This is a genomic window from Cupriavidus ulmosensis, from assembly GCF_977008105.1.
Genome location: NZ_CDRMWP010000001.1, coordinates 3,711,746 through 3,731,141, shown reverse-complemented (window position 1 = coordinate 3,731,141; position 19,396 = coordinate 3,711,746). Strand labels below are relative to the sequence as shown.

Here is a 19,396-nt window from a genome sequence, read left to right as displayed (position 1 = left end):
TCTTGGGCTGGCGGGTTTGGTGCGGGACCGCATGCCCCCGCCGCCACCGGCTCCGCTTCAAAAAGGCGCTTGTCAAGACTGGTCAAGCCGCTTCATTTCACTATACTTAGTCCAGTTTTTCGCATCGACCACTATATCTAGTGGTGCTTTTCGGGGAGCCAGCCTAGGTGTGCAGTTACCGCCGCGGCGCGACAGCGCGTAGCGTGCGGTCCGCCCGAGGACTGGCGCGTCACAAGAGTCCCAGCAGAATCCAGCAATGCAGTTCGCCCCGGCCGGTCAGGGCCGGGCGAGCCGTTCCATCTTGCGGTTTTTTGCTCGGGACTCTTTGTCACTCATAAAACACGGGTAAGAACAGGAGTTCCTCATGCAGACAGCCCAGAACGAATTTTCCACCGGCGCCGTCGCCGCCGGTGTCGCAGCCAACCCGCAGTCGAGCCCCGCTGCTGCCGGCGCTGGCAACTACCAGGACTACAAGATCATCCGCCGCAACGGCGCCGTGGTGGCGTTCGAGCCGAGCAAGATCTCGGTGGCCGTGACCAAGGCCTTCCTGGCCGTCAACGGCGGGCAGGGCGCCGCTTCCGCGCGCGTGCGCGAAGTGGTCGAGCTCGTCACCCAGAACGTGGTGCGCGCGCTGCTGCGCAGCCGCCCGAGCGGCGGCACCTTCCATATCGAGGACGTGCAGGACCACGTCGAGCTGGCGCTGATGCGCTCGGGCGAGCATGAAGTGGCCCGCTCCTACGTGCTGTACCGCGAGAAGCGCACCCAGGAACGCGCCCAGGCCAATGCCCAGGCGGTTGCCCGCGTGCAGGAAGGCGGCGCCACCTTCAACGTGAGCGACGGCGGCGTGGCCCGCGTGCTCGACGTGAGCTCGCTGCACGCGCTGATCGACAACGCCTGCTCGGGCCTCGGCGACGCCGTCAGCGCCGAGCCGATCCTCCGGGAAACGCTGAAGAACCTGTACGACGGCGTGCCCATGACCCAGGTCTACGACTCGGCCATCCTGGCCGCGCGTACCCTGATCGAGAAGGACCCGGCCTACAGCCAGGTCACCGCGCGCATCCTGCTGCACACCATCCGCAAGGAAATCCTGGGCACCGAAGTGACCCAGACCGAGATGGTGTCGCGCTACGCCGACTACTTCCCCAAGTTCATCGCGCGCGGCATCGAAGCCGAGCTGCTCGACGAAAAGCTGGCCACCTTCGACCTGGCCCGCCTGGGCGCCGCGCTGGACGCCCAGCGCGACTTCCAGTTCAACTACCTCGGCCTGCAGACCCTGTACGACCGCTATTTCCTGCACATCGACGAGACGCGCATCGAAATGCCGCAGGCCTTCTTCATGCGCGTGGCGATGGGCCTGGCGCTGGGCGAGAAGGACCGCGAAGGCCGCGCCATCGAGTTCTACCAGCTGCTGTCGTCGTTCGACTTCATGTCGTCCACGCCGACCCTGTTCAACGCGGGCACGCGCCGCTCGCAGCTGTCGTCGTGCTACCTGACCACCGTGTCGGACGACCTCGAAGGCATCTACGAGGCGCTCAAGGAAAACGCGCTGCTGTCCAAGTTCGCCGGCGGCCTGGGCAACGACTGGACCAACGTGCGCGCGCTCGGCTCGCACATCAAGGGCACCAACGGCAAGTCGCAGGGCGTGGTGCCGTTCCTCAAGGTGGTCAACGACACCGCCGTGGCGGTCAACCAGGGCGGCAAGCGCAAGGGCGCGGTGTGCGCGTACCTGGAAACCTGGCACCTGGACATCGAGGAATTCCTCGAGCTGCGCAAGAACACCGGCGACGACCGCCGCCGCACCCACGACATGAACACGGCGAACTGGATTCCCGACCTGTTCATGAAGCGCGTGATGGAAAACGGCGAATGGACACTGTTCTCGCCGGCCACCTGCCCGGACCTGCACGACAAGGTCGGCCGCGCCTTCGAGGCCGCCTACCTCGGCTACGAAGCCAAGGCCGCCAGCGGCGAGCTCAAGCTGTTCAAGAAGATCCCCGCCATGCAGCTGTGGCGCAAGATGCTGGGCATGCTGTTCGAGACCGGCCACCCGTGGATCACCTTCAAGGACCCGTGCAACATCCGCAGCCCGCAGCAGCACGTGGGCGTGGTGCACAGCTCCAACCTGTGCACGGAAATCACGCTCAACACCAACGAGAGCGAGATCGCCGTGTGCAACCTGGGTTCGGTGAACCTGGTGGCGCACCTGAAGCAGCAGGCCGACGGCACCCAGGTGCTCGACCACGCCAAGCTCGAGAAGACCATCCGCACCGCCATGCGCATGCTCGACAACGTGATCGACATCAACTACTACGCGGTCGACAAGGCCAAGAATTCCAACCTGCGCCACCGTCCGGTCGGCATGGGCATCATGGGCTTCCAGGACTGCCTGCACGTGCTGCGCCTGCCGTACGCCAGCGACGCGGCCGTCAAGTTCGCCGACACCTCGATGGAAGCGGTGTGCTACTACGCCTACCTGGCCTCGACCGAGCTGGCCGAGGAGCGCGGCCGCTACAGCAGCTATGACGGCTCGCTGTGGGACCGCGGCATCCTGCCGCAGGACTCGCTCAAGCTGCTGGCCGAGGAGCGCGGCGGCTACCTGGAAGTCGACATGTCCTCGTCGATGGACTGGACCGGCCTGCGCGCGCGCATCAAGCAGCACGGCATGCGCAACTCGAACTGCATCGCGATCGCCCCGACCGCGACCATCTCGAACATCATCGGCGTGTCGGCCTGCATCGAGCCGACCTTCCAGAACCTGTACGTGAAGTCCAACCTGTCGGGCGAGTTCACCGTGGTCAACGACTACCTGGTGCGCGACCTCAAGGCGCGCGGCCTGTGGGACGAGGTCATGGTCGCCGACCTGAAGTACTTCGACGGCTCGCTGTCGCGCATCGACCGCATCCCGCAGGACCTGCGCGACATCTACGCCACCGCGTTCGAAGTCGAGCCGAGCTGGCTGGTGGAAGCGGCCAGCCGCCGCCAGAAGTGGATCGACCAGGCCCAGTCGCTGAACATCTACATGGCCGGCGCCTCGGGCAAGAAGCTGGACGACACCTACAAGCAAGCCTGGCTGCGCGGCCTGAAGACCACGTACTACCTGCGCACGATGGCGGCCACGCACGTGGAGAAATCCACCGTGTCGCGCGGCTCGCTCAACGCCGTGTCGTCGGGCAGCGACGGCGGCCTGGCCGCCTCCGGCCTGGACCGCGCGGCGGCCTCGGCGCCGGCCATGCCGGAAGCCGAAGGCGCGGTCTGCACGATGCGCCCGGGCGACCCCGGCTTCGAAGAGTGCGAAGCCTGCCAGTAAGCTGAAAGCCGCCCCCGTAAGCCCAGAGTGGGCCGCGGGTGCGGCCCACTGAAGAATTTCACGGAGAACCACATCATGCTGAGCTGGGACGACGACGTTCAAGCCACTCCGCAGGCCGCACCGCAGCCTGCTCCCCAACCCGCTTCCCAACCCGCCCTGCAAGCCGGCCTCGGCGCCGACCAGCAAGGCGTGCTGCCGCCCGCCGCCACCCAGCCGGCCGGCGCGGGCATCCTCGGCAACCATGCGAACGCCGCCGCCGTGCAGAGCGACCGCCGCGTCAACGTGGCCGACAAGCGCGTGATCAACGGCTCGACCGACGTCAACCAGCTGGTGCCGTTCAAGTACAAGTGGGCCTGGGAAAAATACCTGGCCGGCTGCGCCAACCACTGGATGCCGCAGGAAATCAACATGTCGCGCGACATCGCGCTGTGGAAGGACCCGAACGGCCTGACCGAGGACGAGCGCCGCATCATCAAGCGCAACCTCGGCTTCTTCGTCACCGCCGACTCGCTGGCCGCCAACAACATCGTGCTGGGCACCTACCGCCAGATCACCGCGCCGGAATGCCGCCAGTACCTGCTGCGCCAGGCCTTCGAGGAAGCGATCCACACGCACGCCTACCAGTACATCGTGGAGTCGCTCGGCCTCAACGAAGCCGAGATCTTCAATGCGTACCACGAGGTGCAGTCGATCCGCGACAAGGACGAGTTCCTGATCCCGTTCATCGACACGCTGACCGATCCGTCGTTCAAGACCGGCACGCCCGAGAACGACCAGAAGCTGCTCAAGTCGCTGATCGTGTTCGCCTGCATCATGGAAGGCCTGTTCTTCTACGTCGGCTTCACGCAGATCCTGGCGATGGGCCGCCAGAACAAGATGACCGGCGCCGCCGAGCAGTACCAGTACATCCTGCGCGACGAGTCGCTGCACTGCAATTTCGGCATCGACCTGATCAACCAGATCAAGCTCGAGAACCCGCACCTGTGGACCGCCGAGTTCAAGGCCGAGCTCACCGAACTGTTCAAGAAGGCCGTGGACCTGGAATACCGCTACGCCGAGGACACCATGCCGCGCGGCGTGCTGGGCCTGAACGCGCCGATGTTCAAGGGCTACCTGCGCTTCATCTGCAACCGCCGCTGCCAGCAGATCGGCCTGGAGCAGATGTTCCCGAACGAGGAAAACCCGTTCCCGTGGATGAGCGAGATGATCGACCTGAAGAAGGAACGCAACTTCTTCGAGACGCGCGTGATCGAGTACCAGACCGGCGGCGCGCTGAGCTGGGACTGAGGCGCTGCCGGGCCGTCGCCCGGCAACTGCCGACAAGCCCCGCATGCCTGTGGCATGCGGGGTTTTTTTGTCCGCGCCGGCCGCGCGCGGCCGTCAGCCGCCGATCTGCCGCAGCGCCTTCTCGATGGCCTCGGCGCCGTCCGGGCGCACCAGCCGCGCCACTTCCGCGCCGTCGCGCAGGAACACCAGCGTGGGCCACAGCCTGACGCGGAACGAGCGCCCCAGCGGCCGGCCGCTGCCGTCCTCGATCTTGACGTGGCGCACGCCGGGGTAGGCCTGCAGCGCGCGCGCCAGGTGCGGCTGGGCGCGCAGGCAGTAGCCGCACCAGGGCGCGCCGAACTCGATCAGCGCGGGGCCGCGGAGGGCGTCGATCTCGGCGCGCGCGGGTTCGTGCGCGGCATATTGCTCGGTCATCGTCATGCTGGCGTCTCCTGGCCGGTGGTAGCGGCAAGCTTAGCCGATGGCGCTCAGGCCTGTGCCGGCGGCGCGGCGAGCGCGGGCTCCGCCTTGCCGAACCGCACCGTCGCCAGCAGCGACGCCGCCACGATCAGGCCGCCGCCGGCCCAGGCCGTGGCGGAAATCCGCTCGCCCAGCCAGAGGCTGGCGAACAGCGCGCCGAAGGCCGGCTCGCTGCCCATCAGCAGCGCCACGCGCGTGGGGCTGCTGCGCCGGATGGCGTAGTTCTGCGCGAAGAAGGCGAACAGCGTGCAGGCCAGCACCAGGTAGATCACGCTGCCCCAGAACGCGCCGTGGCCGGCCAGCGCGGGCAGCGGCTGCCACTGCGCCGGCATCAGCGCCAGCGCCACCGCGGCGCTGCCGCCGGCCACCACGCCGGACTGCACCGCGGTCACCGTCAGCGCCGGCAGCGGCGCGGCGCGCATGACGCGCTTGGTCGCGCAGACGATCAGCGCGCGCAGCGCCGCGGCGGCCAGGATCAGCGCGTCGCCGGGATTGAAGGCGAGCGCGCCGTCGCCGGCCAGCAGCCAGGCGCCCGCCAGCGAGAGCGCCACCGCGGCCCATTCGAGGCGCGCCGGGCGGCGCTTGAGCAGCAGCCATTCCACCAGCGGCGTGAGCACCACGCACAGGCTGATGAGGAAGGCCGCGTTGGCCGCGCGCGTGAGCAGCACGCCGAAGGTCTCGCACAGGAAGATGCCGAGCAGCAGCACGCCGGTGCCGAGCACGCCGCGCAGGGCGGCGCGGTCGGCGTGGCGCAGCGCGGCCAGCGCCGGGCTGAGCAGCACGAAGGTGATGCCGAAGCGCAGGGCCAGCAGCCCCAGCACCGGGTAGAAGGCCAGCGCGCCCTTGACCACGCCGTAGCTGCTGCCCCACACGATGGCGACGGCGAGCAGCATGAGGTCGGACAGCATCAGCAGGCGTCTGGAGGAGGTCGGGGTGGGCATGGTCGGTTCCGGGATGGCGGGAAGGGCGGAAGAGACATTGTCCGGTTTTGCGCGGGCGCTGATAATTGGGTCCACGTGCACAGCTTTCATGTCGCCGATGCACAGATCCGGGCGCTACCCGCCCGCCACCGCCGCCGCGCCGGAGTGCCGATGAACCCGACCGATTTCCTTGCCCTGCTGCCCGACATGGCGGTGTTCGCGCGCGTGGTGGACGCCGGCAATTTCTCGCTCGCCGCGCGCCAGCTGGGCAGCACGCCGTCGACGGTGAGCCGCCAGATCAAGCGGCTGGAGGAGGCGCTGGCCACGCGCCTGCTGGAGCGCTCCACGCGCAAGCTGCGCATGACGGAGTCGGGCGCGCAGGTGTACCGCCATTGCCGCGACATGGTGAGCGCGGCCTCCGGCGCCGTGGATGCCGCCGGCCAGCTGGCGGCGCGGCCGCAGGGCACGGTCAGCGTGAGCGCGCCGACCGCGTTCGCCAAGACGGTGATCCATCCGCTCGTGCCGGGTTTCCTGCGCGCGCACGACGGCATCGACCTGCGGCTGGTGTTCACCGACCACGAGGTCGATCCGCTCGAGCACGACCTCGATCTGGTGATCCGGCTGACCGGGCAGCCGCCTCCCGGGCTGGCGGGGCGGCGGCTCGGCGCGGTGCGCTGGGTGCTGTGCGCGTCGCCGGCCTACCTGCGCGCGCGCGGCACGCCCGCGCATCCGCGCGAGCTGGCGCGGCACGACTGCCTCTATCTCGGCGAGACCGCCGACGACAACCGCTGGCGCCTGCGCCGCGACGGGCAGGTCCATGCGGTGGAGGTGAGGGGGCGCTATATCGCCAACCATGCCGGCGCGCGGCTGGAGGCCGCCCAGCAGGACCTGGGCATCGCCGCGCTGCCGGAGTTCGCCGCCGCCGGGGCGCTGCGCGATGGCACGCTGGTGCGCGTGCTGGCCGACTGGGAGTTGCAGGCGCGCGCCTACGTCGGGCCGGTGTGGCTGCTGTATCCGCCCAACCGCTTCCTGCCGCCCAAGGTGCGCGTGCTGATCGACTACCTGGCCGCGCACCTCGGGGCCGGCTGAGCCGCGCTTTCCCGAGCTTTCCCGCGCCGCGCTTCCCCGCGGTTTCCCGGCCGGCCGCGCGTGCGGCGTTGCCGCGCCGCGCGCCGGCGGATCGTCGCCTCAGGCGGCCTTGCGCTCGCTGCCGGCGGCCTCGGCGGTCTTGCGCTCGCCGCCGAGCGCCGCGGTCAGGTCGGCCAGCAGGCCGGCCAGCTCGCCCGCCATCATGGCGAAGTCGCCGTCGAAGCGCTCGTCCTCGTCGCGCGCGCTCGGATCGGCCTGCTCCTTGATGACGTCCAGCGGGGCCACGCGCTTGACCGCCAGCGATTCGGTCAGCACGAAGGAGACGCGGTCGTTCCAGGTCATCGCCAGGCGCGTGCAGCGCTTGCCGGCGGCGATGTGGCGGCGCAGGTCCTCGGGGTCGAGCGGGTGGCGCACGTAGCGCACGGTGGCCTTGCTCTCGGCGCTGGACTGCAGCTCGATCTCCTGGTCCACGGTGAAGCCGGCCGGCGCCGTGTCGCTGGACAGCCACTCGGTCATGGCGGCCACCGGCGACAGGTTGACCTGCAGCGTTTCCAGCGGCAGCGGGTCGATCGACTTGAACAGCAGGCTGCGCACTTCGTCGGCCTTGGCCGGGGCGGCGGCGTCGATGGCCAGCCAGCCGTTGACCGGGTCGATCCACACGCGCGTGTCGCGGCGGATGCTGAAGGCGCGCGGCAGCAGTTCCTCGGTGATTTGTTCCTTGAGCTCGCGCATCTGCTTGCGGCCGGGCTTGAAGCCCTGCTGCTCCTCGATCTCGGCGGCGCGCGCCTTGGTGACCTGGTTGACCACGGTGGTGGGCAGGAGCTTCTTCTCGGTGCGCAGGGTCAGCAGCATCTGCTTGCCGACCAGGTGGACCAGCGCGCCGTTTTCACGCGGCGAGGCCCAGCCCTGGGTCTGCATTTCCAGGCTGGTGCCCGGGAAGAAGGCGTGGCGCGCGAGGCCGGCCTCGACTTCGTCGGCGGCAAGGGTCCACGGCGCGGACAGGCGGTGCAACTGGAGGTTTTTGAACCACATGGGAATTCGGCCAAAGGGACCGATTCTAGCCGGTTAGCGTGACCGATGCGGTAACAATGCGTGAAGCGCCCGCGCGGGACGCCGCGGGGCAACGCGGAAGCGGCGCGCAGGAAAGCAAAGGGGCCGGACTGCCCTGTGGCAGCCCGGCCCCGTCCGCGCCGCTGGCTCAGATGTCGAGCTTGCTGATCTTCGAGCCTTCCAGCGACAGGCCCGCCATCAGGCCGGCGTTGGTCACGACGAAGCCGACGATCGGCTGCTGGGCGGTGTTGGTGTCGATGGTGCCGTTGGCGCCGATGGTGGCCAGCGCCACGGTGGCGTCGCCGCCCACGGTCCAGCCGCTGCTGTTGACGAACTTGTCGAGCGCGTCCTGGGTCATGAACATCAGGATGATGGCCTTGGACTGCGCGCCGATCTGCCAGCCCACCGAACCCGAGATGATGCGGTAGTAGCCGCGCGTGGCGCCGCCGGTGCGCAGCGCGCCGTCGCCGTACTCGCCGCCGATCACGAAGCCGGCCGACAGCGTGTTGGGGAACACCAGGATGCCGCGCGCGCGGTTGGCGAGCTGGCGCGAGCTGCCCGCCGTGGCGTACAGCTTGTTGAGGGCGCCATCCACGCCGCCATCGATCTCGCGGCGCTTGGCCGCCTTGTCGGTGGGCGCGCTCGGCGTGGTGGTGCAGGCGCCCAGCAAGCCCGAAGAAGCCACTATCAGTCCTGCCCCTGCCGTCAGAAACGATCTGCGTTCCATACTCACTCTCCTGATTGTTTTACCTCACACTGCGTCCATACCCCGGAGCGAACCGCGCACTCCCCGTGCTCAAGGATAGGCGTAATCGGCACTTGTAGAAATGTGAATCGCGCACGAACATGCGGCGTTGGCTTTTCCCGGCGTGCCGTCCAAACCTCTGCGTTTCTGGAGAAATATACAAGGCAAGCGGCGCAAGCGGTGTAGGACGAAACTGCAATTTGCGGCGGGACCGTCCTACAAAGCGGCGGCAGTTTGCGGCCCGTTCGCCGCCTGCCCGCCATCCATCCGCCGCCTGTCCGCGCGGGCAGGAACCCCGCGGCGCCGCGCCGGTCCATGAAGCATGAAATCCGTTCTCGCCCTCATCCCCGTCACCCTGCTGGCCGCCGCCTGCGCTTCGCGCCCGCCCGCAGCCGATCCCCAGGCCCAGGAGCAGGCCAATGCGCAGTGGCAGTCACTGCGCGCGGACTACACCAACTGCGCGCGGGAACAGGCCGACGCCGGCCTGCCCGGCCGCGGCTCGCCGCAGGACCTCGCCGGCGCCGCGCTCAAGGCGTGCCAGTCCAGGCTCGACGCCATGCGCGGCGCGTTCCGCGACTACCTCGATGCGCAGATGGTGTCCTCGCACGGCCACGACAGCGCGCGCCAGGCCGCCGACCGCCTCTCCCGCGACACCGAGGCCAAGACCCGCACCTACCTGGTCCGCTATGTCGAGCGGGAGCGCTACAACGCCGGCCTGCGCTAGCCGCGGCCGGCGCGCCGCCGCTGTGGTGTAATGCGCGGGCATGCCTTCCTCACTCCATTGCGGCCATTGCGGCCATTGCCGATGACTCTCTCTCCCGAACGCCTCCAGCTTGCCCACGAGCGCTTCCTCGCCGACAACCCGGAGGTGGTGTCGCTGCTCAAGGCCATCACCGAGCGCCACGCGCGCGCGGCCGGCATGAGCGTGGAGGCCTTCCAGCGCGACGAGCTCGAGCGCGCCATCGGCCGCGAGGCGCGGCAGCGGCGCATGACCGCCGCCGAGCTGCTGCTGGTCTACCTGGGCGAGCGCGCGGCGCCGGCGCCGCGCCGCTGAGCCGCCGCCGGCGCCTGTCCGGCATCACCACTCGCCAGCGACAGGTTAGCCTTGGTCCACCGCCTTCAGGCCGCCGGCGCCAGCGGGCGCAGCTCGCCGAGCATGGTCGGCACCAGCTCGGACACCGTGGGATGGACATGCACGGCGCGCTGCAGCACGGTATAGGGCGCGCGCGCGTACATGGTGTCGAGCACGCCGTGGATGACCTCGTCGCCACCCACGCCCAGCACCGCCGCGCCCAGGATTTCGCGGCTGTCGGCATCGACCAGGATCTTCATGAAGCCCTGCGTCTCGCCTTTCTCCACGGCGCGGGCCACGCGCGTCATCGGGCGCATGCCCACCAGCACGCGGCGGCCGGACGCGCGCGCCTGCTGCTCGGTCATGCCGGCGCGGCCCAGCGGCGGGTCGGTGTAGAGCGCGTAGCACGCAATGCGCTCGCCCACGGTGCGCGGCGCCGCGCCGGGCGCCGCGTCCAGCAGGTTGGCGGCGACGATCTCGAAGTCGTTGTAGGCGGTATGGGTGAAGGCGCCGCGCCCGTTGCAGTCGCCCAGCGCCCAGATGCCCGGCACGCTGGTGCGCAACTGGTCGTCCACCTCGATATAGCCGTGCGCGTCGGTGGCCACGCCGGCGCGCTCCAGGCCCAGGTCGTCGGTGTTGGGGCGGCGGCCCACGGCCAGCAGCACGTGGGAGCCCACCACCTCCGGCGCGCCGTCCGCGCAGGCCATTGTCACCGCCACCTGCTCGCCGCGCCGCGCCAGCGCGATGCATTCGGCGTCCAGGCGCAGGCCGATGCCCTCGGCGGCGAGGATGCCGCGCACCGCCTCCGACACGTCCGCGTCCTCGCGCGGGATCAGGCGCGGGCCGCGCTCCACGATGGTGACTTCGCTGCCGAAACGGCGGAACATCTGGCCGAACTCCAGCCCGATATAGCTGCCGCCCACCACCAGCAGGTGCGCGGGCAGTTCGTCCAGCCGCATCATGCCGGTGTTGGTGAGGTAGTCCACCTGGTCCAGCCCCGGCATCGGCGGGGCCGAGGCGCGCCCGCCCACGTTGATGAAGATCTGCCCCGCGCGCAGCACGGCTTCGCCCACGCGCACGGTGTCGGGACCCTCGAAGCGCGCGTGGCCGAGATGGACGGCGACGTTTTCCAGGCCGCGCATCCAGGCCTCCACGCCGTGGCTGGAGCGGGCGACGATGCCGTCCTTGCGCGCCTTGACGCGCGCCATGTCGACCGTGACCGGGCCGCCCACGGCCACGCCGAAATCGGCGCCGCGCCGCGCCAGGTGGGCGGCATATGCGCTGGCCACCATCGCCTTGGTCGGGGTGCAGCCGTCGTTGACGCAGGTGCCGCCGAAGGCCCGGCGCTCGATCACGGCCACCTTGCGCCCGGCCGCGGCCAGGCGCGCGGCGAGCGAGGGGCCGGCCTGGCCGGAGCCGATGATGATGGCGTCGTAGTCGATGGGCATGGCGGCTTCCTTGGCTGGCGCGAAGGCGGCGCGGGCCGCCGCGCCGGGGATCAGAGCATTTCCAGCGGGCGCGGGCCGCGCGGCGGCGGGAAGGCGGCGTCGAGCTCGGCCAGCTGCGCCGGCGAGAGCCGCCGCGCCAGCGCGCCGTGGTTCTCGCGCAGGCGTTCGCGGTGGCTGGTCTTGGGGATGGCGATGACGTCGTCGCGCGCCAGCAGCCAGGCCAGCGCGGCCTGGGCCGGGCTCATGCCGTGCTGCTCGGCGAAGCGGGCCAGGCGCGGGTTGCGCAGCAGCGCCGCCTGCTCGACCGGCGAGTAGGCCATCAGCGGCACGTGGTGGCGCCGCAGCCAGGGCAGCAGGTCCCACTCGATGCCGCGCCGCGTGAGGTTGTAGAGCAGTTGGTTGACCGCCGTCTGCTCGCCGCCGGGCACGCGCCACAGCGCTTCCATGTCGCCGAGGTCGAGGTTGCTGACGCCGAAATGGCGGATCTTGCCGGCCTGCCGCAGCGCCTGGAAGGCGGCCACGGTCTCCGCCAGCGGCACGCCGCCGCGCCAGTGCAGCAGGTAGAGGTCGATGCGGTCGGTGCCGAGCCGGCGCAGGCTGCGCTCGCAGGCCGCCACCGCGTCCTTGCGGCCGGCGTTGTGCGGATAGACCTTGCTGACCAGGAAGACCTCGTCGCGGCGCCCGGCGATGGCCTCGCCGACCAGCGCTTCCGAGCGGCCTTCGCCATACATCTCGGCGGTGTCGATCAGGCGCAGGCCCAGGTCCAGCCCGAGCCGCAGGGTGGCGAGCTCCTCCGCGCGCGCGGCCGGCTTCTCGCCCATGTTCCAGGTGCCCATGCCCAGCGCGGGAACGGTTTCGCCGCCGGGCAGATTCACGGTTTTCATGCGGTGTCTCGGGTCGTGTGTGACGGTCGGTGGACAGCGGTCGGCGGCGCCGGCGGCGACGACAGGGCAGGCAGGCACGCGCCGCCGCCCGGCCTACCCACCCACACTAGCCAAGGACGGCGCGATGCACAAGGCGCGCCGCCCGGGCCTGGCCGGGTCAACCGGGCTCAACCGGGCTCAACCGTGATGGTAGCGGTATTCCTGGGTCAGGCCGCCGTAGCCGTAGGTGGCCGCGCGCGCGTCGATCACGTGGATGTACGAGACCGGGTGCACGTTGCCGACCAGCTCGGCCAGGGCCTCGAACGCCTCGCGCAGGAACTGCGCCTTCTCCGCCTTGGTGTTGGTCTCGTCGGTCACGCTGATGTCGAGGTGGAAGGCGTTGCGCCCCTGCTCCGACAGCGGCGCGCCGCCGATGATCCAGGCGTCGTGGTCCACGTACTGCACGGCCACGGCGATCACCTCGGGTTTCTTGCCGAGCACGCGGCGGGTGACGTCGGCCACGGCGGCGGCGGCGCGGCGGGTGAGGGCGGCATCGGGCTTGCCGGAGATCTGCAGGTTGATGTGGGGCATGGCTGGCTCCTTGGGTCTGGGAGGCGGCCCCGGGACGGGGCTGCCGGAGATGCCAGTCTAGGGTTTGGCGTGCCATCGGAAAAACGGGAATTTGCGATACCATCCATCGTCAATACCGAAACATGCGAAACCCGCGGGAGGCCGCCATGCGCGCGCTGGAACTCGATCAACTACGCACCTTCGTCACGGTGGCGGACGCCGGCAGCCTGTCCGCCGCGGCGCCGCGGCTGTTCCTGTCGCAGTCGTCGGTCAGCGAGCAGTTGCGCAAGCTCGAGGAGCGCGCCGGCGTGCCGCTGCTGGTGCGCGGCAAGCAGGGCGCGGCGCCGACGCCGGCCGGCCTGCGCCTGCTGGCGCACGCGCGCCGCATCCTGGCGCTGTCCGAGCTGGCCTTGCAGGACCTGCGCGGCCATACGCTCGACGGCGAGCTGCGGCTGGCCGTGACCGACTACTTCCGGCCCGGCGAGATCGCCGGCATGCTGCGCCGGCTGCGCGAGCGCTATCCCCGCCTGCGGCTGCACGTGACCGTGATGAAGAGCGGCATGATCGAGGCCGGCGCGCAGAGCGATGCGTTCGACATCGGTTTGTCGATGCGGCTGCCGGGCGCGCGCAAGGCGGCGGCCAGCCGCGGCGAGCGCGGCGCGGTGCTGCGCCGCGAGGCGCTGGCCTGGGTGGCGGCGCCGGGCGAGAGCGGGGCGCTGGACGCGCCGCTGCCGCTGGTGCTGCTGCCCGATACCTGTTCGCTGCACCAGTACGTGGTGCAGATGCTGCGGCGGCGCCGGCTCGACTACGTGGTGGCGCATTCCGCCTCCGGCGTGGCCGGGCTGCAACTGGCGCTGGCGGCGGGCCTGGGCCTGTCGTGCCTGAACGAGTCCACCATCGGCCCCGGCGTGGCGCGCATCGACGCCGCCACCGCCGCCCGGCTGCGGCTGCCGGCGCTGCCGGCGGCCGAATTCTTCCTGCTGCCCGCGCGCGCCGGCGAGGCGCCGCTGGTGGGGCAGGTGCGCGCCGCGCTGGCCGAGCAGTTCGCCTGAGTGGTGGTGGTGCGGCGCTACCCGCGCGCGGTCAGGTCTCGGACCACTGGCGCAGCAGGTTGTGGTAGCAGCCCACCAGCGAGCGCCGCGCGCCTTCGTCGGCGCCGGTCTGGTTCAGCTTCTGGATCGCGTTGTCGAGGTCGAACAGCAGCGCGCGCTGCGCGTCGTCGCGGATCAGGCTCTGGATCCAGAAGAAGCTGGCCACGCGCACGCCGCGCGTGATGGGCGTGACCTGGTGCAGGCTGGTGGCCGGGTAGACCACCATGTCGCCGGCCTCGAGCTTGACGCTGTGCACGCCGTAGGTGTCCTCGACCTGCAGCTCGCCGCCGTCGTAGCTGGCCGGGTCGCTCAGGAACAGCGTGGCGGAGATGTCGGTGCGCAGCTTGCGGCCGTTGTGCGGGTGGATGCGCACGCTGCCGTCCACGTGGGCGCCGAACGTCATGCCCTCGCCGTAGCGGTTGAACATCGGCGGGTAGACGATATTGGGCAGCGCCGCGCTGATGAACAGCGGGTTGCGCTCCAGCATGGCGAGGATCAGCTGCTGGCACTGCGCGGCCGTCTCGGAGCGCTCGTCGATCTGCTGGTTGAACTTGACGGGAGCGCCGGAGTAGCCGGCGGTGACGCGGCCGTCGACCCAGGCCTCGCCGGCCGAATCGAGCTGCTGGCGCAGCATGGCGAGCTGCTCCGCGTTGAGGACCTTGGGAATGCAGACAAGCATGGCGATCTCGGCAGGGTGGTGCGCGGGCGCCGCCGGAGAAGGCGGCGCCGCGTGGCGTGACTGGACGTCACGCCACTTTACCTCAGCGCATGGCTGCGCTTACATGCGATAGGTGAACGACAGCATGGCGGTGCGGCCGGTGCCCGGCACCGAGCGGCCGCCGTCGGACTGGATCAGCGCGTCGTAGTACTTCTTGTCGAAGATGTTGAACAGGTTCAGGCGCACGTCGTACTTGGGCTGATGGTAGGCCACCATGCCGTCCCAGCGCACGAAGCCGCCGACCTGGGTGGTGTCGGTGTTGTTGGCGTAGCGCTGCGACATATAGAAGGCGCCGCCGCCGACTTCCCAGCTCGGCAGGATGTTGTAGCTGGTCCACGCCGTGGCGGTGTGCTTGGGCGTGTTGCCCGGGATCTTGCCCTGCGTGCCCGAGGCGATGCCGTTCTCGATCACCGCGTTGAGGTAGGTGTAGCCGGCGAAGACCTGCCACTTCGGCGTGATGCGGCCGGTGGCGCCGAAGCGCACGCCGTCGACCTGGATCTTGCCGGTCAGCGCGTAGGTGGTGGCGTCGATCTGGCTGCGCGCGTTGTCCTTGGTGATGCGGAAGATGGCCGAGGTCAGCGACAGGTCGCCGCCGGCCAGGTCCCACTTGCCGCCGGCCTCGTACGACTTGTTCTTTTCCGGGTCGAGGTTGGTCTGGCCGACGGTGCCGGTCAGTTGCTCCAGCGACGGGTTGAACGAGGTGCCGTACGACACATAGTAGGACTGCGCCTCGGTCGGCTGCCAGATGCCGCCCAGCCGCACGCTGGTGAAGTTGACGGTCTGCTGGGCATTGGCCAGCGCGGTGTTGCCGGCGGTGTTCTGCGAGTTGATGGAGTTGCTGATGCTGGCGATGTAGCGGTCATAGCGCAGGCCGGCCACCAGCTTCCATTGCTTGGTGAACTCGATCGAGTCGTTGGCGTAGACGGCGATGGTGTTGGCCGAGGCGCCCTGCAGGTTGCCCGGCGTGGTGATCGCGCTCGACGGCGAGTCCTGGTAGACCGGGTCGATCACCGGCACGCACGCGACGAAGCCCTTGCACGGGCCGGCGGGGTTGCCGCGCGCGTAGGCCTGGTTGTCGTAGCCGTCGTGGCCGATTTCCACGCCGGTCAGCAGCGTGTGCTTGATGAAGCCGGTCTCGAACTTGGCGGTCAGCTCGGTCTGGTTGAAGATCGAGTAGTCGCGGATGTTGCGGTCGTGGCTCTGCTGGCGCACGAACAGCGCCGACAGCGGCAGGTTGGTGGTGGTCAGCGGCGTGTAGACGCCGTTGGCGATCGAGCCGACCGACTGCGGCGCGGTCTCGCGCGCGTCGGTCTCCACGTAGTTGAACTGGGTCTGGTTGCGCAGGCGCAGGTTCGGCGAGAACTTGTGGTCGACGCCGGCGGACAGCGCCACGATGTCCTGGCGCGTGTAGTCGTTGTTGTTGCCGTAGTAGGTGTTGCGGTTGACGTTGACCGGGTGGCCGTTGATGGCCGGCAGGCCGTAATCGGGCATGTCCTCGTTGTGCTGCAGCAGCGCGGACAGGGTGATCTCGGTGGAGGTGCCGATACCGTACTTCCACGACGGCGCGATGCCGAAGTCCATCGCGCGCATCTCGTCGCGCGTGCTGGGCTTGCCGTCCTGCGCCATCGCCGAGATGCGGAACGCGGAGGTGTCGCCGGTCGGCGTGTTGACGTCGGCGGTGGCGCGCACCATGCCGTTGGTCGTGACCGAGCCGGTCACGGTGGTCGCGGCCTTGAGCGACGGCTTCTTGGTGACCTGGTTGATCACGCCGCCGGTCGAGCCGCGGCCGAACAGCATCGACGACGGGCCCATCAGCACTTCGACCGAATCCAGCGCGAAGACGTCGCGGTAGTACTGGCCGCGGTCGCGGAAGCCGTCGAGGTAGATGTCGGTGCGCGCGGAGAAGCCGTTGAGGTTGATGTTGTTGCCGATCTGGCCGCCCTCGGCGCCGCCGATGGTGATGCCCGGCACGTTGCGCAGCGCGTCGGCCAGCGAGGTGGCGCCCTGCGCGTCGATCAGCGCCTTGTTCACCACCGTCACCGATTGCGGGACGTCGCGCAGGTCTTCGGGCAGCTTGCTGACCGAGTTCTTCACCGCGCCGTAGTCATCGGTGGCGCGGCCGCCCTGTATCACCACTTCCCTGAGCGTTGCCGGAGGCTGGCCGGTGGCGGGAGCGGGCGGGGCCGTCTGGGCCAGGGTGACAACGGGAGTGGCAAAGAGCGCGAGCAGCGCGGTCGCGATCGGAGTGCGGCGGGTCATGTCGTTTCTCGGTTCCGGTACGGCCATTGGGGGCGAGCTGGCTGGCAGCGGACGGAAGTTGCATGCCTGTGGTTCGGCCAACGGCGGGGGCAAAAAGGTTGGGCGAGCCGGAATATAAATGCGAATGATTAGCGTTGCAATTCAGCTTTGCTTTTTCATCACAGACATTAGTCGCCATGCCTCAATGTCTTTATCCAAGGACAAAGCCATTACATGAAGTTACACAAGCTCACAAATGCCTTACAAAGCGGCGCCTGCGTCTCAATCCGTAAACAAAAAAAGGCCTGCATGTAGCAGGCCTGGTACAGACATTTGCCGCCGCCCCGGGTGGCGGCAAAAAAATTTTTCTTAATCCGCCGTCATATTGGCGGCCTTGGCGATCCGTCCGAGCCGTTCGCGCTCGGACTTGATGAAGGCGACGAAGCTCTCCTGCGAGCCGCCGGCCGGCTCGATGCCGTTGGGGATCAGGCGGTCGCGCGTCTCCTGCGTCTGCATGGCGGCGCTCATCTCGGTGTTCATCTTCTTCAGGATGGCCGGGTCGGTGCCCTTGGGCGCGAAGATGCCGGCCCAGTGTCCGATGCGCACTTCCGGCATGCCCTGCTCGGCGGTGGTCGGGATGTTGGGCGCCGCGCTCATGCGCTTGTCCCAGGTCGCGCCCAGCGCCTTGAGCTTGCCGGCCTTGATGTTGGGCAGCACCACCACGCTCGCTTCCGAGGTGGCCGCGACCTGGCCGCCGATCACGGCGGTGATGCTCTCCGAGCCGCTCTTGTACGGCACCACGGTCAGCACCGCGCCTTTCTCCTTGAGCATCTCCTCGACGAAGTGCGGCGTGCTGCCGCTGCCCGCGGTGGCGAAGTTGGCGCCGGCCGCGCCCTGCTTCTTCGAGTACTCCACCAGCTCCTTGAGGTTGTTCACCGGCAGCGAGGGCGAGGCCACGATCACCGAGGGGCTCACCGCGACCAGCGACACGGGGATCAGGTCGTCCGGCGCGTAGGGCATCTTGGTGCGGATCAGGCTGTTGGTGACGGTGCCCACGGCGCCCACCAGGAAGGTGTAGCCGTCCGGCTTGGCCTTGGCCACGTAGTCCGCGCCGACCACGCCGCCGGCGCCGGGACGGTTCTCGATCACCACGGTCTGGCCGAGCCGCTTGCCGACCGCGTCGGCGGCGGCGCGCGCCACGAGATCGTTGGCGCCGCCCGCGGTGAACGGCACCACGAACTTGATGACGTGCGTGGGCCAGGCATCGGCGGCGCGCGCGGGCGCGGCGAGGCTCGCGGCGAACAGTGCGGGCGCGGCGAGGGCCAGCGCGCGGCTGGCGGTGGAAATGCGCATGGTTGTCTCCAATGGTCTTGGTCTTGGTACCGATCCTGGTACCGGCTCTGGCATGGGTGCCGGCGCTCGGCCGCGCCGGATGCCGGATGTCGTGGCCCGGCTTTTTTTCTCGCGGGCAAGCTCCGGCCTGCGAGCGATGATAAACAGCAAAGCTGTCAATTTGCTGAACCCGCCGGCGGACCCGCGGCGGTGTCTCCGCGATTGTCGGCGATGCGCGCGCGGTGCGTGGTGTGGTGTGTCGCGGCGGTGCGCAGCCTGCCGTTCGCGGCGGCGGCGTCGACGCGCTTCGCGCGGTGCGATGCGCAGAGCGAAGCGCGAGGCGCGAGGCGCGAAGCGGGGGGGAGATACGACGGGTGCGGGAAGTGCCGCAAGTGCGGCGCGGGAAAGGCGGCGTGGATGCCGGCCGCCGGCGGCGATGGCGCGCGCGGGCGGCGCGCTAGTGCTCGCGCTCCCAGGTCTGGGTGCGGCCCAGCAGGCTGATGCCGATGAAGCCGCGCACGTTGAGCTTGTTGCCGTCGTCCGCGAGCGACATGCGGGTCTTGTAGACCTTGCCGTTCTCGGGGTCGAGGATCTCGCCGCCGCCCCATTCGTTGTCGCCGGTCTTGCGCACGCCGGTGATGATGGTCAGGCCGATGATGGGCTGGTCGCGGCGCGCGTCGGTGCACTTGTCGCACACCTTGGACTTGCCTTCCGCGTCGACGAAGCTCTTGACCAGCCTGCCGCTGTAGACGCCGTTGCTCTCGGTGATCTCCACCAGGCCGCGCGGCTTGCCGGTGTTGTCGTCGATGGTCTTCCACGAGCCGGCGGGCGAGGCCTGGGCCAGTGCCGCGGCGCTGGCCAGCAGCGCGCCGGCGAGCACGGCGAGCCGGGCCGCCGTGACGGCGGCGCGCGCGGTGCGTCGGGGGGCAGAAAAGTGCATCGGGTTCTCCTCTCTCAGGTTGGTGCGCGCGACCGCGCGGCACGGTCACGCCAATCTACTGGCGAAGGGCGCCAGCCGCAATGCGAGGGCGCCGTTTGCGCACGCACCAGGCGGACCTTTGCCGCTGCCCGGAAACCGGCGCGGTTGCTGGCGCCCGGGGTCTTTTGTCGTGCAGCAAAACCGGCCCTTTCCGGGTCTCCGAAGCAATCCTCTAGGCGTTCGTTTCAAGTGCGGGCAGCGTGCCGCGCGCCGGCATCGCGGGCGCGT

Annotated in this window: 17 protein-coding genes; 6 read left to right on the top strand and 11 right to left on the bottom strand. The window is 69.5% G+C overall.

Going from position 1 to position 19,396, the window contains the following annotated elements; translation table 11 throughout:
- Nucleotides 1-364: 364 nt before the first annotated feature.
- Nucleotides 365-3,307: a ribonucleoside-diphosphate reductase subunit alpha gene (locus tag ACWTPI_RS17125; RefSeq protein ID WP_454732223.1), complete on the top strand. Its 2,943-nt coding sequence runs from the start codon at nt 365-367 to the stop codon at nt 3,305-3,307.
- Between the two features lie 75 nt (nt 3,308-3,382).
- The gene (locus tag ACWTPI_RS17120; RefSeq protein WP_029043871.1) at nt 3,383-4,594 is read left to right on the top strand and encodes a ribonucleotide-diphosphate reductase subunit beta; all 1,212 of its coding nucleotides are present in this window, start codon (nt 3,383-3,385) and stop codon (nt 4,592-4,594) included.
- 93 nt (nt 4,595-4,687) lie between these two features.
- Here the strand turns inward: ACWTPI_RS17120 and ACWTPI_RS17115 are convergent, their stop codons facing one another.
- Nucleotides 4,688-5,014, bottom strand: coding sequence for a thioredoxin family protein (locus ACWTPI_RS17115; RefSeq protein WP_020204268.1), 327 nt, complete (start codon nt 5,012-5,014; stop codon nt 4,688-4,690).
- 47 nt (nt 5,015-5,061) lie between these two features.
- Nucleotides 5,062-5,994 (bottom strand): DMT family transporter, encoded by a 933-nt coding sequence (locus ACWTPI_RS17110; RefSeq protein WP_020204269.1) that lies wholly within the window; start codon nt 5,992-5,994, stop codon nt 5,062-5,064.
- A gap of 150 nt (nt 5,995-6,144) precedes the next feature.
- On the opposite strand from ACWTPI_RS17110, the gene ACWTPI_RS17105 reads away from it, so the two are divergent.
- Entirely contained in the window at nt 6,145-7,062 is a 918-nt protein-coding gene (locus tag ACWTPI_RS17105; RefSeq protein ID WP_059413493.1) for a LysR family transcriptional regulator, read from the top strand.
- 99 nt (nt 7,063-7,161) lie between these two features.
- Here the strand turns inward: ACWTPI_RS17105 and ACWTPI_RS17100 are convergent, their stop codons facing one another.
- Entirely contained in the window at nt 7,162-8,094 is a 933-nt protein-coding gene (locus tag ACWTPI_RS17100; RefSeq protein WP_454732222.1) for a recombination-associated protein RdgC, read from the bottom strand.
- Between the two features lie 166 nt (nt 8,095-8,260).
- Complete coding sequence (locus ACWTPI_RS17095; RefSeq protein WP_029043872.1) at nt 8,261-8,839, bottom strand: BPSL1445 family SYLF domain-containing lipoprotein; 579 nt, start codon at nt 8,837-8,839, stop codon at nt 8,261-8,263.
- A gap of 340 nt (nt 8,840-9,179) precedes the next feature.
- Between ACWTPI_RS17095 and ACWTPI_RS17090 the strand changes: the two genes are divergently transcribed.
- Both ACWTPI_RS17090 and ACWTPI_RS17085 read left to right on the top strand, forming a co-directional pair.
- A complete protein-coding gene (locus ACWTPI_RS17090) occupies nt 9,180-9,581 on the top strand; it encodes a hypothetical protein (RefSeq protein WP_020204273.1) in 402 nt (133 codons plus the stop codon).
- Nucleotides 9,582-9,662: 81 nt separating this feature from the next.
- Nucleotides 9,663-9,911, top strand: a complete 249-nt coding sequence (locus tag ACWTPI_RS17085; RefSeq protein WP_020204274.1) for a DUF6388 family protein — start codon at nt 9,663-9,665, stop codon at nt 9,909-9,911.
- A 65-nt stretch (nt 9,912-9,976) separates the two neighbouring features.
- Here the strand turns inward: ACWTPI_RS17085 and ACWTPI_RS17080 are convergent, their stop codons facing one another.
- The 3 genes from ACWTPI_RS17080 to ACWTPI_RS17070 form a co-directional block, all read right to left on the bottom strand.
- Nucleotides 9,977-11,377 (bottom strand): FAD-containing oxidoreductase, encoded by a 1,401-nt coding sequence (locus ACWTPI_RS17080; RefSeq protein ID WP_454732221.1) that lies wholly within the window; start codon nt 11,375-11,377, stop codon nt 9,977-9,979.
- Nucleotides 11,378-11,427: 50 nt separating this feature from the next.
- Nucleotides 11,428-12,261, bottom strand: a complete 834-nt coding sequence (locus ACWTPI_RS17075; RefSeq protein WP_020204276.1) for an aldo/keto reductase — start codon at nt 12,259-12,261, stop codon at nt 11,428-11,430.
- A 177-nt stretch (nt 12,262-12,438) separates the two neighbouring features.
- Nucleotides 12,439-12,831 carry a tautomerase family protein gene (locus ACWTPI_RS17070; protein WP_020204277.1) on the bottom strand — a complete coding sequence of 131 codons (393 nt, stop codon included), beginning with the start codon at nt 12,829-12,831 and terminating at the stop codon, nt 12,439-12,441.
- A 146-nt stretch (nt 12,832-12,977) separates the two neighbouring features.
- On the opposite strand from ACWTPI_RS17070, the gene ACWTPI_RS17065 reads away from it, so the two are divergent.
- A complete protein-coding gene (locus tag ACWTPI_RS17065) occupies nt 12,978-13,862 on the top strand; it encodes a LysR family transcriptional regulator (protein WP_454732220.1) in 885 nt (294 codons plus the stop codon).
- Nucleotides 13,863-13,893: 31 nt separating this feature from the next.
- Here ACWTPI_RS17065 and ACWTPI_RS17060 read toward each other — a convergent pair whose 3' ends face one another.
- The 4 genes from ACWTPI_RS17060 to ACWTPI_RS17045 all read right to left on the bottom strand — a co-directional run bounded on the left by ACWTPI_RS17060 (nt 13,894) and on the right by ACWTPI_RS17045 (nt 19,129).
- Complete coding sequence (locus ACWTPI_RS17060) at nt 13,894-14,580, bottom strand: Fe2+-dependent dioxygenase (protein ID WP_020204279.1); 687 nt, start codon at nt 14,578-14,580, stop codon at nt 13,894-13,896.
- A gap of 99 nt (nt 14,581-14,679) precedes the next feature.
- Complete coding sequence (locus tag ACWTPI_RS17055; protein WP_029043873.1) at nt 14,680-16,878, bottom strand: TonB-dependent receptor; 2,199 nt, start codon at nt 16,876-16,878, stop codon at nt 14,680-14,682.
- A gap of 348 nt (nt 16,879-17,226) precedes the next feature.
- Nucleotides 17,227-18,210, bottom strand: coding sequence for a Bug family tripartite tricarboxylate transporter substrate binding protein (locus ACWTPI_RS17050; RefSeq protein ID WP_454732219.1), 984 nt, complete (start codon nt 18,208-18,210; stop codon nt 17,227-17,229).
- A 436-nt stretch (nt 18,211-18,646) separates the two neighbouring features.
- On the bottom strand, nt 18,647-19,129 hold the full coding sequence (locus tag ACWTPI_RS17045; RefSeq protein WP_020204282.1) for a DUF2147 domain-containing protein: 483 nt from the start codon (nt 19,127-19,129) through the stop codon (nt 18,647-18,649).
- Between the last annotated feature and the right edge of the window lie 267 nt (nt 19,130-19,396).

Excerpts from the sequence above, each read along its gene's own strand:
- ACWTPI_RS17045 (WP_020204282.1), bottom strand. The coding sequence starts at position 19,129 with ATGCACTTTTCTGCCCCCCGACGCACCGCGCGCGCCGCCGTCACGGCG.
- ACWTPI_RS17115 (WP_020204268.1), bottom strand. The coding sequence starts at position 5,014 with ATGACGATGACCGAGCAATATGCCGCGCACGAACCCGCGCGCGCCGAG.
- ACWTPI_RS17110 (WP_020204269.1), bottom strand. The coding sequence starts at position 5,994 with ATGCCCACCCCGACCTCCTCCAGACGCCTGCTGATGCTGTCCGACCTC.
- ACWTPI_RS17060 (WP_020204279.1), bottom strand. The coding sequence starts at position 14,580 with ATGCTTGTCTGCATTCCCAAGGTCCTCAACGCGGAGCAGCTCGCCATG.
- ACWTPI_RS17105 (WP_059413493.1), top strand. The coding sequence starts at position 6,145 with ATGAACCCGACCGATTTCCTTGCCCTGCTGCCCGACATGGCGGTGTTC.
- ACWTPI_RS17075 (WP_020204276.1), bottom strand. The coding sequence starts at position 12,261 with ATGAAAACCGTGAATCTGCCCGGCGGCGAAACCGTTCCCGCGCTGGGC.
- ACWTPI_RS17055 (WP_029043873.1), bottom strand. The coding sequence starts at position 16,878 with ATGACCCGCCGCACTCCGATCGCGACCGCGCTGCTCGCGCTCTTTGCC.
- ACWTPI_RS17085 (WP_020204274.1), top strand. The coding sequence starts at position 9,663 with ATGACTCTCTCTCCCGAACGCCTCCAGCTTGCCCACGAGCGCTTCCTC.
- ACWTPI_RS17100 (WP_454732222.1), bottom strand. The coding sequence starts at position 8,094 with ATGTGGTTCAAAAACCTCCAGTTGCACCGCCTGTCCGCGCCGTGGACC.
- ACWTPI_RS17050 (WP_454732219.1), bottom strand. The coding sequence starts at position 18,210 with ATGCGCATTTCCACCGCCAGCCGCGCGCTGGCCCTCGCCGCGCCCGCA.
- ACWTPI_RS17125 (WP_454732223.1), top strand. The coding sequence starts at position 365 with ATGCAGACAGCCCAGAACGAATTTTCCACCGGCGCCGTCGCCGCCGGT.
- ACWTPI_RS17065 (WP_454732220.1), top strand. The coding sequence starts at position 12,978 with ATGCGCGCGCTGGAACTCGATCAACTACGCACCTTCGTCACGGTGGCG.
- ACWTPI_RS17070 (WP_020204277.1), bottom strand. The coding sequence starts at position 12,831 with ATGCCCCACATCAACCTGCAGATCTCCGGCAAGCCCGATGCCGCCCTC.
- ACWTPI_RS17095 (WP_029043872.1), bottom strand. The coding sequence starts at position 8,839 with ATGGAACGCAGATCGTTTCTGACGGCAGGGGCAGGACTGATAGTGGCT.
- ACWTPI_RS17120 (WP_029043871.1), top strand. The coding sequence starts at position 3,383 with ATGCTGAGCTGGGACGACGACGTTCAAGCCACTCCGCAGGCCGCACCG.
- ACWTPI_RS17090 (WP_020204273.1), top strand. The coding sequence starts at position 9,180 with ATGAAATCCGTTCTCGCCCTCATCCCCGTCACCCTGCTGGCCGCCGCC.
- ACWTPI_RS17080 (WP_454732221.1), bottom strand. The coding sequence starts at position 11,377 with ATGCCCATCGACTACGACGCCATCATCATCGGCTCCGGCCAGGCCGGC.